Here is a 16,907-nt window from a genome sequence, read left to right on the forward strand (position 1 = left end):
GGAAATCGGATTTGGTCGCGGTGAAGGCGTTACAGGAGTACCACCGACGCGCTGTACCACCCTAGGCGAGCGGCACATCCTGGCATACACCAGTCATCTACCGCTCGGACGCCAATAGCCACCAGCTGGACTATGAAGCGCTCGGGCGGTTCGAGTCGAAAAGCTTATGGCCCGCAAACAGAAATTGATGGAGGTATGCCGCACGGCGCATCAGCGTCTGGCAGGCAGTCAGCCGGGGGGCTGGTGCAATGTCCGCTTTCACCTCAACCGGTCGGTCATCACGTCCCTGAGATGACCATTACCTGGGTCGAATGGTATGCCCGCTGATTGACCTCAGTTGTCATACCCCAGGTTCGGCGCCAGCCAGCGCTCCGTCACGCTGAGGTCCTGGCCTTTGCGCGCGGTGTAGCTGGCGACCTGGTCTTTGTCGATCTTGCCCACGGCAAAGTACTGCGCCTGCGGGTGGGCGAAGTACCAGCCGCTGACGGCCGCCGCCGGGAACATGGCGTAGTGCTCGGTAAGGAATACACCACTGCGCCCGGCGTGCATTTCCTGGGCCTCGGGGTCCAACAGTTGGAACAGTTGGGCTTTCTCGGTGTGGTCCGGGCATGCCGGGTAGCCGGGGGCAGGGCGGATACCGGTGTATTGCTCTTTGATCAGTGCCTCGTTATCGAGCTGTTCGTCCCGGGCGTAACCCCAGTGCTCTTTACGCACTTGCTGGTGCAGCCATTCGGCGCAGGCCTCGGCCAGGCGATCGGCCAGGGCTTTGACCATGATCGAGTTGTAGTCGTCGCCAGCGTCTTGATAAGCCTTGGCGACTTCTTCGGCGCCGATGCCTGCGGTGGTGATAAAACCACCGATGTAGTCGGTCACGCCGCTGTCTTTAGGCGCGACGAAGTCGGCCAGGGAGAAGTTCGGCTTGCCGTCGGTCTTGATGATCTGCTGGCGCAGGTGGTGCAGCCTGGCAATCGGCTGGCCATCGTCGCCATACACCTCCAAGTCATCGTCCTGCACCTGGTTGGTCGGCCAGAAACCGAACACGGCGCGGGCGCTGATGAGCTTTTCGTCGATCAGCTTGTTGAGCATTTCCTGGGCATCGGCATACAGCGCAGTAGCGGCTTCACCGACCACTTCGTCTTCGAGGATGCGCGGGAATTTGCCGGCCAGGTCCCAGGAGATAAAGAACGGCGTCCAGTCGATGTATTCGGCCAGCACCTTGAGGTCGATATTGTCCAGCACCCTGGAGCCGGTGAAGGTCGGTTTGACCGGTGTGTAGCTGCTCCAGTCGAACTGCGGCTTCTTGGCGATGGCGGCCGGGTAGCTCAGGCGCTCGGTGCGCGCACTGCGGTTGGCAGTACGTTCGCGCACGTCGATGTATTCCAGGCGGGTCTTTTCGACAAAACCGGCCTTCAGCTCCTTGGACAGCAACTGCGTGGCCACACCCACGGCACGCGAGGCGTCGGTGACGTAGATCACCGCGTCGTTGCTGTACTTGGGCTCGATTTTCACTGCCGTGTGCGCCTTGGAAGTGGTGGCGCCGCCGATCATCAAGGGCAGGTGGAAGTCCTGGCGCTGCATCTCACGGGCCACATGCACCATTTCATCCAGCGACGGCGTGATCAGGCCGGACAGGCCGATGATGTCGCACTTCTGCTCCTTGGCCACCTGCAGGATCTTCTCCGCCGGCACCATCACACCCAGGTCCACGATGTCATAGCCGTTGCAACCGAGCACCACGCCGACGATGTTCTTGCCGATGTCATGCACGTCGCCCTTGACCGTGGCCATCAGGATCTTGCCCTTGGCCTCCGGCTTGTCGCCTTTTTCCAGCTCGATAAACGGAATCAAGTGCGCCACGGCCTGCTTCATCACCCGGGCTGATTTAACCACTTGAGGCAGGAACATCTTGCCGGCGCCAAACAGGTCGCCGACGATGTTCATGCCGGACATCAACGGGCCTTCGATCACTTCGATCGGGCGTGCGAACGACTGGCGCGATTCTTCGGTGTCTTCGACGATATGCGTGGTGATGCCCTTGACCAGCGCGTGTTCCAGGCGCTTGTTGACGTCCCAGCCGCGCCATTCCTCGGTCTCGGCTTCCTTGACGCTGCCGTCGCCCTTGTACTTGTCGGCAATCGCCAGCAGGGCGTCGGTGCCTTCCGGCGTGCGGTTAAGCACCACGTCTTCCACCGCGTCACGCAGCTCGGCCGGGATCTGGTCGTAGATCTCCAGCTGGCCGGCGTTGACGATGCCCATGGTCAGGCCGTTGCGAATCGCATACAGCAGGAACACCGAGTGGATCGCCTCACGCACCGGGTTGTTGCCCCGGAACGAGAACGACACGTTGGACACGCCGCCGGAGGTCAGTGCATACGGCAGCTCGTCACGGATGTAGGCACAGGCGTTGATGAAATCGACGGCGTAGTTGTTGTGTTCTTCGATACCGGTAGCGACCGCGAAGATGTTCGGGTCGAAAATGATGTCTTCCGGCGGAAAGCCGACTTCATTCACCAGAATGTCGTAGGAACGTTTGCAGATCTCTTTTTTGCGCGCTTCGGTGTCGGCCTGGCCGGCTTCGTCGAAGGCCATCACCACCACCGCTGCGCCATACCGCTTGCACAGCTTGGCGTGGTGGATGAACTGCTCGACGCCTTCTTTCATGCTGATCGAGTTGACGATGCCCTTGCCCTGGATGCACTTGAGGCCGGCTTCGATCACGTCCCACTTGGAGGAGTCGATCATGATCGGCACACGGGAGATGTCCGGCTCGCCGGCAATCAGGTTGAGGAAGGTCACCATGGCCTTCTTCGAATCGAGCATGCCCTCGTCCATGTTGATGTCGATCACCTGCGCGCCGGCTTCCACCTGCTGCAGGGCGACTTCCAGGGCTTCGGTGTAGTTGTCTTCACGGATCAGCCGGGCGAACTTGGCGGAACCGGTGATGTTGGTACGCTCGCCGACGTTGACGAACAACGAGCTGCGATCAATGGTGAACGGCTCCAGGCCCGACAGGCGGCAGGCCTTGGGAATATCCGGAATAACACGTGGCGCATAACCGGCCACCGCCTTGGCGATGGCCTCAATGTGGCCCGGCGTGGTGCCGCAGCAGCCGCCGACAATGTTGAGGAAACCGCTCTGGGCGAATTCTTCGATGACTTTTGCGGTTTGCGACGGCAGTTCGTCGTACTCGCCGAACTCATTGGGCAGGCCGGCGTTCGGGTGCGCCGACACATGGGTGTTGGCCTTGTTCGACAGCTCTTCCAGGTACGGGCGCAGTTCGCTGGCGCCCAGGGCGCAGTTGAGGCCGACCGAAATCGGCTTGGCGTGCGCCACCGAGTTCCAGAACGCTTCGGTGGTCTGGCCCGACAGGGTACGGCCGGAGGCGTCGGTGATGGTGCCGGAAATCATGATCGGCAGTTCGACGTTCAATTCCTCGAACACGCCTTGCACGGCGAAGATCGCGGCCTTGGCGTTGAGCGTGTCGAAGATGGTCTCGATCAGGATCAGGTCGGCGCCGCCTTCGATCAGGCCTTTGGTGGCCTCGGTGTAGTTTTCCACCAGTTCATCGAAGGTCACGTTGCGGTAGCCGGGGTTGTTCACATCCGGCGACAGCGAGCAGGTGCGGCTGGTCGGGCCAAGCACGCCGGCGACAAAACGCGGCTTGGCCGGGTTCTCCAGGGTCTTGGCATCGGCGATCTTGCGCGCCAGGCGTGCGCCTTCCACGTTCAGTTCATAGGCCAGTTCTTCCATGCCGTAGTCGGCCATGGAAATACGCGTGGCGTTGAAGGTGTTGGTTTCCAGAATGTCGGCGCCGGCATCCAGGTAAGCCTTTTCGATACCGCCAATTACGTCCGGGCGGGTAAGTACCAGCAGGTCGTTGTTGCCCTTGACGTCACTCGGCCAGTCGGCGAAGCGTTTGCCGCGATAATCCTGCTCTTCGAGCTTGTAGCTCTGGATCATCGTGCCCATACCGCCGTCGAGGATCAGGATTCGGTCCTTGAGGGCTTGATGAAGGGCTTGCAGACGAACGCTACGGTCGGACATGGGGCTACTCTGGTCAGGCATTTCGGAGGGCGTGAATCATAACAAACCTGTGCCGATTTAGAGCATGTCCTGGTTTTGCATGAATATCGTTCATGTTGGTGCGGGTCTTGGCCCGGTAGAATTGCCGGCACTTATAGCGCACGCATTGAATCGGGACCGGATACATGTCACTTCGTCTACTCACCAGCGCCGTCCTGGCACTGGTCGCCTGCGTTGCACAGGCCAACGGACCCGCCCCGGCGATTTCCTATACCCGCGACATTCAGCCGATCTTCACCGAAAAATGCGTGGCCTGCCATGCCTGCTACGACTCCGCGTGCCAATTAAACCTGGGCAGCGCCGAGGGTGCGTCCCGTGGCGCGAGCAAAACCCCTGTGTATGACGGCGAGCGCAGCCAGGCCACGCCGACCACGCGTTTGTTCTACGACGCATTCGGCAAACAGGCCTGGCAACAAAAAGGCTTCTATTCGGTACTCGACGCCCAAGGCAGCCAGGCCGCATTGATGGCGCGCATGCTGGAGCTGGGGCATAACGCGCCGCTGCAACCCAATGCCAAGTTGCCCGATGAGATTGTGTTGGGCCTCAACCGCCAAAACATGTGCGCCATGCCCGGCGAGTTCAATGCTTACGCCGGCAGCCATCCCAAGGAAGGCATGCCGCTGGCGGTCACCGGTTTGACCGACCAGCAATACCAAACCTTGCAGCGCTGGCTCGCCTCCGGGGCGCCGATTGACGAGCAAGGCCTGGCGCCAAGTGCCAGGGAAGCCCTGCAAGTACAGCAGTGGGAAAACCTGTTCAACCAGCCTGGCGCCCGTGAAAGCCTGGTGGCGCGCTGGCTGTACGAGCATTTGTACCTGGCGCATATTTATTTCGAAAACGGTGAGCCGGGGCATTTCTTCCAATGGGTGCGTTCGCGCACGCCAAGTGGCCAGCCCATCGACCTGATCGCCACCCGTCGACCCAACGATGACCCGGGCACCCAGGTGTATTACCGCCTGTGGCCGGTGCAGGGCGTGATCGTGCATAAAACCCACATCACTTACCCGTTCAGCGCGGCGAAAATGGCGCGGATCAAAGACCTGTTCTATTCCGGCGACTGGCAGGTGAGTGCCTTGCCGGGCTATGGCCCCGGTCGTCGTGCCAACCCGTTCGAAACCTTTGAAGCCATCCCGGCCAAGGCGCGCTACCAGTTCATGCTCGATAACGCCGAGTATTTTGTACGCACCTTCATTCGCGGGCCGGTCTGTCGTGGTCAGATCGCCACGGACGTGATTCGCGATAACTTCTGGACCCTGTTCCAGGACCCGGACCACGACCTGTACATCACCGATGCACGCTATCGCGGCCAGGCTACGCCGCTGCTGGCGATGCCGGGGCAGAACGATGACGTGGGCAGTGTGCTGAGCCTGTGGCTGGCCTATCGCGACAAGCGCAACCAATACGAAGCCTTGCGCCGTGACAGCTACGCGGACGTGCCGCCGCCGAGCTGGTCGACTTTGTGGGCGGGTAATGACAACGCCTTGCTGACGATTTTTCGGCATTTCGACAGTGCTTCGGTGACCAAAGGCTTGATTGGCGAAGTACCGCAGACGATGTGGTTGTTCGACTATCCGCTGCTGGAGCGCACCTATTACCAGTTGGCGGTGAATTTCGATGTGTTCGGCAATGTGTCGCACCAGGCCCAGACCCGGCTGTATTTCGACCTGATCCGCAACGGCGCCGAGCAGAACTTCCTGCGCCTGATGCCGGCCGATACCCGCGATGACTTTATGGATGATTGGTACCAGAACAGCGGCAAGCTCAAGCTGTGGCTGGACTACGAGGCGATTGACGACGACAAGCCAAGCGGCTTGCATCTGGATGAAAAAGACCCGAAACGTGACTTTGCCAACCAGTTATTGACGCGTTACGGCGATTTGAATGCCAGCCCGGATCCGATCAACCGTTGCACAGGTGCTTATTGCTCGCGCGATGGCATCGACCCGGCGTTGCAGGACGCGGAGCAGGCATTAAGCCGGCTGACATCACGCCCGGCGGCGGGGCTCAAGGTGATTGATCAGTTGCCTGAGGCGACCATGCTGCGTATCGAGACCGCCAGCGGCAAGCGCGTGGTTTACAGCCTGCTGCGTAACCGCGCGCACAGTAATGTGGCGTTCCTGCTGGGCGAGGCTTATCGCTATCAGCCGGGGTTGGATACGGTGACGATCTATCCGGGTGTGCTTAGCAGTTATCCGAACTTCATCTTCAATATCCCTGCGCAAGAGGTGCCCGAGTTTGTGGCGGCCATGGAAAACGCCAGGGATGCCAAGCGGTTCGAGAAAATTGTTGATCGGTGGGGTGTGCGGCGCAGTCATCCGCTGTTCTGGCAATACTTTCACGACCTGTCGCAGTACATCCGCGAGACTGCGCCGTTGGAAGACGGGGTGCTGGATATGAATCGGTATGAGAATCTCTGATGAGTTGGTTGGGCCTTTTCCGACAAAATTACTCGGACTTTGTACCTGCGTAATATTTTGGCGTAAACTGCCGGCAAGCCTGTGAGGAGTTTCCATGACTGCCATAACCATTACCGACGCCGCCCACGATTACCTGGCTGACCTGCTGTCCAAGCAGAACACCCCAGGCATCGGCATCCGCGTCTTTATCACCCAGCCCGGCACCCAGTACGCCGAGACTTGCATCGCCTACTGCAAGCCCGGGGAAGAGAAACCTGAAGACACCGCCCTGGGGCTCAAAAGCTTCACTGCGTACATCGACAACTTCAGCGAAGCCTTCCTCGATGACGCCGTGGTCGACTACGCCACCGATCGCATGGGCGGCCAGTTGACCATCAAGGCGCCCAACGCCAAGGTACCGAACGTCAACGCCGACAGCCCGGTCAACGAGCGCATCAACTACTACCTGCAAACCGAGATCAACCCTGGGCTGGCCAGCCACGGCGGTCAGGTCAGCTTGATCGATGTGGTCGAAGACGGTATTGCCGTGCTCAAGTTCGGCGGCGGCTGCCAAGGCTGCGGCCAGGCGGACGTGACCTTGCGTGAAGGCATCGAGCGCACCTTGCTCGAACGTATCCCGGAGCTCAAGGGTGTGCGTGACGTGACCGACCACACGCAGAAAGAAAACGCCTACTACTGAGTAAGGTGTTCACTGCGAATAAAAAAACGGCGCCCCGTGAGCGCCGTTTTTTATGCTTAAAATTCAGTGCGTTACGCAGTCTACTTAACAAAGTAGATCAGCTGTGGGAGCTGGCTTGCCTGCGATGACGGCCTATCAGCCAACAAGTCCAGTGGCAGACACACCGCTATCGCAGGCAAGCCAGCTCCCACACTTCAGGGGCGATATAGGTGCGCATGCCCCGCCCGATACAGCGACGATTCGCTGAAACCATCACTGGCCAGCACCCGACCCACCACAATCAACGCCGTACGCCGAAACCCTTTGGCCGCTACTTTCTCGGCAATATCCGCCAACGTGCCCAGCACCCAATCCTGATCCGGCCACGTCGCGCGGTGTACCACGGCAATCGGGCAGTCCGCGCCGTAGTGCGGCAGCAATTCGGCGACGATTTTCTCCAGGTGGTTGACCCCCAGGTGAATTGCCATCGTTGTGCCATGCTGCGCCAAGCTGTCGAATGCCTCACCCGCCGGCATGCTGGTTTTATCGGCATAACGGGTCAGGATCACACTCTGGGCGATGTCCGGCAGGGTCAGCTCTGTTTCCAGCAACGCGGCGCAAGCCGACACTGCAGTCACCCCAGGGATGATCTGGAACGGTATGCCCAACTCACGCAAATAACGGATTTGCTCGCCAATCGCGCCATACAGGCTCGGGTCGCCGGAGTGTACGCGGGCCACATCCTGGCCGTTGGCGTGGGCTGCCTTGATCAGCTCAATGATCTGTTCCAGGTGCAATTCGGCGCTGTTGACCACCTGTTCAGCCTGATGACCTTGCAATACCGCCGCCGGCACCAGGGAGCCGGCATAGATGATCACCGGGCAGCTGCGGATCAGCCGCTGGCCCTTGACGGTGATCAATTCCGGGTCGCCGGGGCCTGCGCCGATAAAGTAGACGGTCATGGGAATTCCTGTTGAAAAACGGGCGAGCATGAAAGTTGCTCATGATCGAGGAGGGCAATTATCGGGATTTTAGTCGGCGCACGCCAATGCAAAGGTGGCCTGGGCGGTTTTTTTGCGCGTGATCAACAGGCGGGCAGGGCGCTGGGAGAGCTGTTCAGCCAGGGCCAGGGCGGCGCTTTCGGCGATGCCATAGCAACCTGTATGCGCAAAAGCGACGGCTGACTTGTGGCTCAAGCGCTGTTCATAACCGGCCAATTGTGCAGCACTGAAACACTGCAAGGGCAGCTCCAGCAGTCGGGCCAGGGCCAGCAGGCCGGGTTCAGCCTGTTTGCGATCAATGCTTGCCAACGCGGTGATGCGTTGGCGTTCAATGCCGCCGTCGGCGAGGGCTGCGTCAAACAGGCCGAGCAGGGTGTGAACATCACAGCCGCGCTGGCAGCCCAGGCCGACCACCAGTGTCATGCCGAGTATTGACTGTCGCGGTTGCGGCGAAACAGCCATGCGCTGATCCAGCCCAAGGCCAGCCAGAAGGCCACGTTAGTCAGGTGCGAGGCGATTTTGAACTGTGCTTCCAGGGCTTCGGGTGCCAGCATCGAATGCACTTGCGGTTGCGGCGCGCCGATCACGTGGGGCACGACCAGGATCGCCACGCCCAACACCTTGAGCAGCCAGCTACGACCAAACACCAGCAGTGCGATACCGGCGGCGGTGGAGGCCGCGGTGCCGATCCACCAGATCTGCCGTTGCGCCAGGTCGGCGGCAGCCGTGCCCGGCAACTCCGGCGGCAGCCCCAGGGTGGGCGCCAGTACAAACGTCGCGTAACCGGCCAAGCCCCAGAGCAACCCTTGAGCCGTGCGGGTCGGCGCGCGCAAGGTGTAGAGACCGGCCAGCATCAGCGCGAAACCGACCGCTACCACCAGGTTGCCGCCAGTGGTCGACAACACACGCTGCCAGCCATTTTCCGGCTCCCAGGCTTCGGCGTCGTGGGTGTGGGCTGCGGCGCCAGCGGCGTGTTCGTGCGCCACTTCGACGGCCGGGGCATTTTCAAAGGTTTCCGCCTGCAGAATCAGCGGGGCGACCCAAAAGCTTTGCAGCAGGGTCAGCAACAGGGCGGCCAGCAGGCCAGTGAAACCTGCGGTTTGGGCAATACGCTTGATCATGTCGGCAGGCCTCAGTGGCACGGGAACGCGGCGCTGTGGCGGGTATCGTGGGCGGCGTTGTGCACCGCTTCGATATGCGAGAAACCGGCGAAGTACACCAGGCACGCGCCGAGGATCGACGCGCCGATGGCGGCGCCCAGGCGTTGGCTCAAGGTAGTGGTGCTGCTGGCGGTGTGCGAAGTGCTGCTGATGATCGACATGGCGCGTCCCTTCAGGGGTTCAGGGTGACGCAGGCGCATGAAAACCCCGCGAGGCAGGCACGCAGGGTTCTGAACAGCGCCCGCCCACCGCGGGTTTGTTATCTGGTTTTTTCGGGCCGGTCTCCGGGCTTGCGAGGGGCGCTCTTGGGAAAAGAGGTGGGCCGTATCAAGCATCTCCTTCCCATGCACAGGCACAGTGGATTTGATGCTTCGCTCGCTTACCGTTGCGGGGGCAGCACCGGACTCGTCATCACGCGATGACTCACCGGTTTCCCGTTTCACCCTGTGAAGGGCACCCGAAACAAGATGTGTAGGAGAGCATGGGCGGGCGACGGTAGTCAAATCGCGCGAGCCCCTGTAGCCTTGCACCTTCGAGGTTCTTCGGCCCACGCCGAAGCTAAGAAGGGAACGCGGTCCAAGCCGCGGCTGCCCCCGCAACTGTGAAGGGTTCAGCTGCCTGCCACGCCACTGCCATAACGGCGGGAAGGCGCAGCCAGCGCGGGTCGCAAGACCTGCAAACCCCAAGCCAGGAGACCTGCCTCGCAACCGATTTTCTACTTAACCGGGCGGGGTGATCCGGTGACGAAATCCGCTGCTGCGCGCCGTCGCAGGGTCTATCGTCCCGTCTGCCCGCCCTCAAGGGCATCCGATGAAAACACTGGCCAAACTCCCCGTCACCATCGTTACCGGCTTCCTCGGTTCGGGTAAAACCACCTTGCTGCGCCATATGCTCGACAACGCTCAAGGCCGTCGCATCGCCGTGATCGTCAACGAATTCGGCGAACTGGGCATCGACGGTGAGATCCTCAAACAGTGCTCCATCGGTTGCACCGAAGAAGAAGCCAACGGCCGCGTTTACGAACTGGCCAACGGCTGCCTGTGCTGCACCGTGCAGGAAGAGTTCTTCCCGGTGATGCGCGAGCTGGTTGCACGTCGCGGCGACCTCGACCATATCCTTATTGAAACCTCGGGCCTGGCCCTGCCAAAACCGCTGGTGCAAGCCTTCCAGTGGCCGGAAATCCGCAGCGCCTGCACGGTTGACTCGGTAATCACCGTGGTCGACAGCCCGGCCGTGGCTGCCGGCACCTTCGCCGCCTTCCCGGACCAGGTTGACGCCCAGCGCAAACTCGACCCGAACCTGGACCACGAATCGCCGCTGCACGAGCTGTTTGCCGACCAGTTGGCCAGCGCCGACCTGGTGATCCTCAACAAATCCGACCTGATCAGCGCCGAAGACCTGGCCCGCGTGCGCCTGGAAGTCGCCGAAGAACTGCCGCCGGCCGTAAAAATCATCGAAGCCAGCAGCGGTCGCCTGCCATTGGACGTGCTGATCGGCCTGGGCGCGGGTTCCGAAGAACACATCGACGGCCGCCACAGCCATCACGATCATCACCATGAAGGTGAAGACGATCACGACCACGATGCGTTCGACTCCATCTCCATCGACCTGCCGCAAGCCGACGAAGCGCTGCTGCTCGACGCCCTGACCCAGTTGGTGGTGCAACACGGCATCCTGCGCGTCAAAGGCTTCGCGGCGATCCCGAACAAGCCGATGCGCCTGCTGATCCAGGGTGTGGGCACGCGTTTTGACAAACATTTCGATCGCGCCTGGGGCGCCGACGAAGCGCGCATCACACGCCTGGTGCTGATCGGCCAGGAGCTGGATGCGGCGGGCCTCGAAGCGCAATTGCGCGCAGCGCTCAGCGTTTAACCCATGCACCTGCTCAGGACTCAGCCGGGTGGTTTCGTTTCGGACGACAATATTGCCGACCTTGGGCAAACCCCTGCCGAGCTGGTGATCCTGTGCAGCGGTGATTCCAGCCTTGCACTGTTGGCCGAGGCCGGCCAGCAGTTGCCCGTCGACTACCCCAGCTTTCGCCTGGCCAACCCCATGCAGGTGCAAAACCACGCCTCGGTCGACCTCTACGTCGACGAGGTGCTGCGCCACGCCAAGGTCATCCTGATTTCTCTGCACGGTGGCATCGGTTATTGGCGCTACGGCATCGAGCGCCTGGTGGAGTTGGCCGAGCGCGGCGTGCAGTTGATTCTGGTGCCGGGCGATGATCGCCCCGACCCGGAACTCAGCGGCTTAAGCACCGTTGGCATGGCTGAGCGCGACCGCCTCTGGCACTTCCTGCGCCAGGGCGGTTTGGGCAATGCGCTGGATTTCTACCGTTGCCTGGCCAGCAGCCACCTGGGCCGCGATTACGCCTGGGACGAGCCGCAAACCCTGGCGCGCACGGCGATTTATCACCCGCATAAACCCCACCCACGGCTGAACGACTGGCAGACCGATTGGCACGCCGACTGGCCGGTGGCGGCGGTGTTGTTCTACCGCTCGCACTTGCAGGCGGCCAATACCGGTTTTATCGATGTGTTCTGCCAACGCTTGCAGGCGGCGGGTCTTAACCCGCTGCCGATGGCGGTGGCCAGTTTGAAAGAACCCGGCTGCCTGACAGTGGTCGAGGACTTGCTGGATGCAGTGCAGGCGGCGGTGATTTTGAACACCACCGGCTTTGCCCAATCCAGCCCGGAAGCCCCGCACCTGCGGCCGTTTCGCCGCAATATCCCGGTGATCCAGGCGATCTGCGCCCAGGACAATCAACCTGGCTGGGAGGCCAGTGAACAGGGCCTTGGCCCGCGTGACCTGGCCATGCACATTGCCTTGCCGGAGCTGGACGGGCGCATTATCAGCCGGCCCATCAGCTTTAAAGATTTAGCCTGGCGCAGCGAGCGCAGCCAATCCGACGTGGTGTGCTACCGCGCAGCGCCGGAACGCATGGATTTTGTCGCTGAACTGGCGCGGCGTTGGGTCGAACTGGCGCGAGTACCCAATGCCGACAAACGCATTGCGCTGATCCTGGCCAATTACCCGACCCGCGACGGCCGCATCGGCAATGGCGTGGGCCTGGATACGCCGGCAGCGGCGCTGAATATCCTGCGTGCGCTGCAAGCCGAAGGTTACCCGGTGCCGAGTGAGTTGCCCGCCAGCGGCACTGCCTTGATCCATGAATTGCTCGGCGGCGTCACCAACGACCTCGACAGCCTCGACCTGCGCCCGTGCCATCAAAGCCTGAGCCTGGACGCCTACGAGGCGATGTTCCAGCGCTTGCCCGAAGCCAATCGCCAGGCCGTGTTGGAGCGCTGGGGCGCGCCGCACAACGACCCGATGTGCCGCGACGGGCGCATGATGATCGCCGGCCTGCGCCTGGGCCTGACCTTCGTCGGCATTCAGCCGGCACGCGGTTATCAGGTGGACCACAGCGCGGTGTACCACGACCCCGACCTGGTGCCGCCCCACGGCTACCTGGCGTTCTACTTCTGGTTGCGCCACACCTACGGCGCCCATGGCGTGATCCATGTGGGCAAGCATGGCAACCTTGAATGGCTGCCGGGCAAGGGTGTCGGGCTGTCGCAACATTGCTGGCCGGATGCGCTGCTCGGGCCATTGCCGAATATCTACCCGTTTATCGTCAATGACCCAGGCGAGGGCGCCCAGGCCAAGCGCCGCACCCAGGCGGTGATCATCGACCACCTGATGCCGCCGCTGACCCGCGCCGAAACCTATGGCCCGCTGCGTAACCTGGAGCTGTTGGCAGACGAATATTACGAAGCGCAGTTGCTTGACCCACGCCGTGCCCTCGAGCTGCAAAAAGACATTCTCAAGCTGGTGCGCGAAACCCGAATCGACCAGGAACTTGAGCTGGATAACGACGCCGACGCGGCGGTCTGGCTGCCGCGACTGGACACCTACCTGTGCGACTTGAAGGAGTCGCAGATCCGCGACGGCCTGCATATTTTTGGCGAGTCGCCCGAAGGCCGCCTGCGCATCGACACCTTGCTGGCCTTGCTGCGCATTCCCCGTGGCGATGGGCGTGGCCCGCAATCGAGCCTGCTGCGGGTGTTGGCCAAAGCCTTCGACCTGGGTTTCGACCCGCTGGACTGTGCCCTGTCCGAGCCCTGGACCGGGCGCCGCCCCGAAGTGCTGCAGAAGATCGACGCGCAGCTGTGGCGTACCGCCGGTGACACCCGCGAACGTCTGGAACTGTATGCCGCGCGACTGATCGAGCAGGCACTGGAAGGGCCGCTCGAACAGCTCGAAGAACCCGGTTGGGAAGACGTGAAGTCGGTCATAGAAAGCCTGCGCATTGTTGTCGCGCCGCGCCTGGACGCCTGCGGCCCCGCCGAAATGCGCGGCCTGCTGGATGCCCTGAGTGGCCGTTTCGTACCTGCCGGCCCCAGCGGTGCGCCAAGTCGCGGGCGCCTCGACGTGCTGCCTACCGGGCGTAATTTCTTCAGCGTGGATGTGCGCAACCTGCCCACTACCACGGCCTGGCGCATCGGCTTTCAATCCGCCAACCTGATCCTTGAGCGGCACTTGCAAGACCACGGCGACCATCTGCGCCAGCTCGGTCTCTCTGTATGGGGCACCGCCACCATGCGCACCGGCGGCGACGATATTGCCCAGGCCATGGCGCTGATGGGCGTGCGCCCGGTATGGGCCACCGGCAGCCAGCGTGTGGATGACTTTGAAATCCTGCCGATCAGCTTGTTGGATCGCCCACGGGTGGATGTGACGCTACGCGTGTCCGGGTTCTTCCGCGATGCGTTCGCCAACCTGATCCGCCTGTTCGATGCGGCGGTGCAGGCGGTGGCGGCGCTGGATGAGCCAGACGACATGAACCCGCTGGCGGCCAAGGTGCGCAGTGAGCGTGAAGCGTTGCTCGAGTCGGGCCTGGATGAAGCGGCCGCGGCAAAGCAGGCCGGCTGGCGCATCTTTGGCGCTAAACCCGGTGCCTATGGCGCGGGTGTGCAGGGCGCGATTGACGGTCGCCTGTGGCAAAGCCGCGAAGACCTGGCCGAGGTCTACCTGAACTGGGGCGGCTACGCCTATGGGGGTGCCGACGAAGGCACCGCCGCCCGCGACCAATTCGCCCAGCGCCTGAGCCAGGTACAGGCGGTGTTGCACAACCAGGACAACCGCGAACACGACCTGCTCGATTCCAACGATTACTACCAATTCCAGGGCGGCATGCTCGCCGCCGTGGAAACCCTGAGTGGCGACAAGGCCGCCAGCTACCATGGCGACCACAGCCAGCCGGACCTGCCTAAGATCCGCACCTTGAAGGAAGAGCTCAACCGGGTGATCCGCTCCCGTGCCGCCAACCCCAAGTGGATCGACGGGGTGAAACGCCACGGTTATAAAGGCGCATTCGAGATGGCGGCCACGGTGGACAATTTGTTCGCATTCGACGCCACCACTGCACTGATCGACGATCACCAATACGCCTTGCTTGCCGACGCTTACCTGCTCGACGCCGACACCCGCGCCTTTGTGCAGCAGCACAACCCGGCGGCATTGCGCGACATGACCGAACGCATGCTCGAAGCCCAGCAACGCGGCATGTGGCAGGCGCCGGGTGCGTATCGCGAGGCGTTGGAAAACCTGTTGCTGGACATAGAAGAAGACAGCTGATGACCGATATTCCCACACTGTGGCGAGCGGGCTTGCCCCGCGTTGGGCCGCGTAGCGGCCCCAATAAGGTCAACCTGGTTTTCCTGAAAGAACGCGGCGTTTGGATTTAGGGCTGCTTCGCAGCCCAACGCGGGGCAAGCCCGCTCGCCACAAGAAATAGCAGAATTTAAAGAGAGCAGGTATGACTGATATTCCCCATTTCCCGCTGTCCGCCGTGATCGGCGCCGATGAGCTGAAACTGGCGCTGTGCCTGACCGCCATCGACCCGAAAATCGGCGGTGTGCTGATCGAAGGCCCGCGCGGCATGGCCAAGTCGACCCTGGCGCGTGGCCTGGCGGATCTGTTGGCCAGCGGCCAGTTCGTCACCTTGCCGCTGGGCGCCACCGAAGAGCGCCTGGTCGGCACTCTGGACCTGGACGCCGCGCTGGGCGAGGGCCGGGCGCAGTTTTCCCCCGGCGTATTGGCCAAGGCCGATGGTGGTGTGTTGTATGTCGATGAAGTCAACTTGCTGCCCGATCACCTGGTCGACCTGCTGTTGGACGTGGCCGCCAGCGGCACCAACCTGATTGAGCGCGATGGCATCTCACATCGCCATTCGGCGCGTTTTGTGCTGATCGGCACCATGAACCCGGAGGAGGGCGAGTTGCGCCCGCAACTGCTCGACCGTTTCGGCTTTAATGTGGCGCTGAGCGGGCAGACTTTGCCGAGCGAGCGCGGGCAGATCATCCGGCGCCGCCTGGATTTCGACAGCAACCCGGCGGCGTTCTGCCGCCAATGGGCCGAACCGCAGGCGGCGTTGCGTGAGCGTTGCACCCAGGCGCGCCAGCGGCTCGACAGTATTGAACTGGACGACCAGGCCCTGGCGCAGATCACCGAGCGTTGCTTTGCCGCCGGCGTCGATGGCTTGCGCGCCGACCTGGTCTGGTTGCGTGGCGCGCGCGCCCATGCTGCCTGGCGCGGCGCGAGTGCCATCGCCGAGGAAGATATAGAAGCGGTGGCCGAGTTCGCCTTGCGTCATCGCCGCCAACCGCAAACGCCGTCGACAAGCCCGCCCGATCCAGGCCAGGCTGCAAAACCGTCTGACCCATCACCCGGCCAGGGCCAGTGGGGCGATATGCCCGCGCCCGCATTGCCCACGGGCGCCCGCCGGGAAGTACCCACCTGGCCAAAAAAGCCCTAGGCATTCGCCCTCGACCTGACGCGGGGGCGGATGCCCGGCCCAAGGCAGGGCGACTGGAACATGGCAGGCACGGCAAGGCACGCAGCGCCCAGCGTGGCGCGATCAATTGGCCGGGCACCTTGCTCGGTGGCCGGCCGCAGTGCCGTGAGGATCTGCTTTATCACCTGCGCAGCCGCGCGGCCCATGAGTTGTGGCTGGTGATTGTCGATGCCTCGGCGTCCACCCGCCGCCATGGCGCGCTGAGCGACGCCAAAGGCCTGCTCGCCCAGCTGTTTGACGACGCCTACCGGCAGCGCGCGCGCATGGCGTTATTGACCGCCAGCGGGCACTCGCCTAAATGGCAGGTGCAGGGGCTCAAGGCCGCCAAAGGCTTGAGTGGCTGGCTGGCGCAGCTGGGCGCCGGTGGCGGCACACCGTTGCTGGCGGCGTTGTCCGAAGCTGGCCAATGGCTGCACGCGCGCCGCCGGCGTTACCCGGCCGAGCAGCAGCGGCTGCTGGTGATTACCGATGGGCGGCTCAAGGCTATCGCTGGGTTGCCCGTGCTCGATTGTCCTGGGCTACTGGTGGATATCGAGCGTGGCCCGATCAGGCTCGGCCGCGCAAAGCAGCTGGCGCTTGAGCTGCATCTGGACTATCGGCCTATCGATAGTTTGTAGGCTTGATAAAATTGAACGCTGCCTGATTCCCGCTTGTCCCCGCTTCCCATGTCACCCCCTGCCTGCCAAATCCCTTAATTTTCCAAGCCTGCCGGACGCCACTCCAGGCCCTCGG

Annotated in this window: 11 protein-coding genes and 2 riboswitches; of the genes, 6 read left to right on the top strand and 5 right to left on the bottom strand. The window is 62.3% G+C overall.

The window, feature by feature from the left end; translation table 11 throughout:
• Positions 1-333: 333 nt before the first annotated feature.
• Positions 334-4,044, bottom strand: a complete 3,711-nt coding sequence (metH, locus tag HU759_RS13000; RefSeq protein ID WP_170040251.1) for a methionine synthase — start codon at positions 4,042-4,044, stop codon at positions 334-336.
• Positions 4,045-4,208: 164 nt separating this feature from the next.
• On the opposite strand from metH, the gene HU759_RS13005 reads away from it, so the two are divergent.
• Positions 4,209-6,500, top strand: coding sequence for a fatty acid cis/trans isomerase (locus HU759_RS13005; RefSeq protein ID WP_186618267.1), 2,292 nt, complete (start codon positions 4,209-4,211; stop codon positions 6,498-6,500).
• Positions 6,501-6,594: 94 nt separating this feature from the next.
• Positions 6,595-7,179 (top strand): Fe-S biogenesis protein NfuA, encoded by a 585-nt coding sequence (gene nfuA, locus HU759_RS13010; RefSeq protein ID WP_017136914.1) that lies wholly within the window; start codon positions 6,595-6,597, stop codon positions 7,177-7,179.
• Between the two features lie 194 nt (positions 7,180-7,373).
• Here the strand turns inward: nfuA and cobM are convergent, their stop codons facing one another.
• The 4 genes from cobM to HU759_RS13030 form a co-directional block, all read right to left on the bottom strand.
• Complete coding sequence (gene cobM / locus HU759_RS13015) at positions 7,374-8,120, bottom strand: precorrin-4 C(11)-methyltransferase (RefSeq protein ID WP_099549117.1); 747 nt, start codon at positions 8,118-8,120, stop codon at positions 7,374-7,376.
• A gap of 69 nt (positions 8,121-8,189) precedes the next feature.
• On the bottom strand, positions 8,190-8,582 hold the full coding sequence (locus tag HU759_RS13020) for a cobalamin biosynthesis protein (RefSeq protein WP_169987820.1): 393 nt from the start codon (positions 8,580-8,582) through the stop codon (positions 8,190-8,192).
• Positions 8,579-9,280 carry a CbtA family protein gene (locus HU759_RS13025; RefSeq protein WP_177032893.1) on the bottom strand — a complete coding sequence of 234 codons (702 nt, stop codon included), beginning with the start codon at positions 9,278-9,280 and terminating at the stop codon, positions 8,579-8,581. Before HU759_RS13025 ends, HU759_RS13020 begins: the two co-directional genes overlap by 4 nt.
• A gap of 11 nt (positions 9,281-9,291) precedes the next feature.
• Positions 9,292-9,480: a CbtB-domain containing protein gene (locus HU759_RS13030; protein ID WP_017136910.1), complete on the bottom strand. Its 189-nt coding sequence runs from the start codon at positions 9,478-9,480 to the stop codon at positions 9,292-9,294.
• A 96-nt stretch (positions 9,481-9,576) separates the two neighbouring features.
• A riboswitch (cobalamin riboswitch) is annotated at positions 9,577-9,795 on the bottom strand.
• 42 nt (positions 9,796-9,837) lie between these two features.
• A riboswitch (cobalamin riboswitch) is annotated at positions 9,838-10,038 on the top strand.
• A gap of 91 nt (positions 10,039-10,129) precedes the next feature.
• On the opposite strand from HU759_RS13030, the gene cobW reads away from it, so the two are divergent.
• From cobW to HU759_RS13050, 4 genes are all read left to right on the top strand, one after another.
• Entirely contained in the window at positions 10,130-11,191 is a 1,062-nt protein-coding gene (gene cobW / locus HU759_RS13035) for a cobalamin biosynthesis protein CobW (RefSeq protein ID WP_186618264.1), read from the top strand.
• 3 nt (positions 11,192-11,194) lie between these two features.
• Positions 11,195-14,956, top strand: coding sequence for a cobaltochelatase subunit CobN (gene cobN / locus HU759_RS13040; RefSeq protein WP_186618262.1), 3,762 nt, complete (start codon positions 11,195-11,197; stop codon positions 14,954-14,956).
• A gap of 181 nt (positions 14,957-15,137) precedes the next feature.
• Positions 15,138-16,136 (top strand): AAA family ATPase, encoded by a 999-nt coding sequence (locus tag HU759_RS13045; RefSeq protein WP_186618260.1) that lies wholly within the window; start codon positions 15,138-15,140, stop codon positions 16,134-16,136.
• A gap of 53 nt (positions 16,137-16,189) precedes the next feature.
• Positions 16,190-16,792 (top strand): VWA domain-containing protein, encoded by a 603-nt coding sequence (locus HU759_RS13050; protein ID WP_099549150.1) that lies wholly within the window; start codon positions 16,190-16,192, stop codon positions 16,790-16,792.
• The last annotated feature ends 115 nt before the right edge of the window (positions 16,793-16,907 follow it).

The organism is Pseudomonas sp. OE 28.3 (assembly GCF_014268205.2).
GTDB lineage: Bacteria > Pseudomonadota > Gammaproteobacteria > Pseudomonadales > Pseudomonadaceae > Aquipseudomonas > Aquipseudomonas edaphica.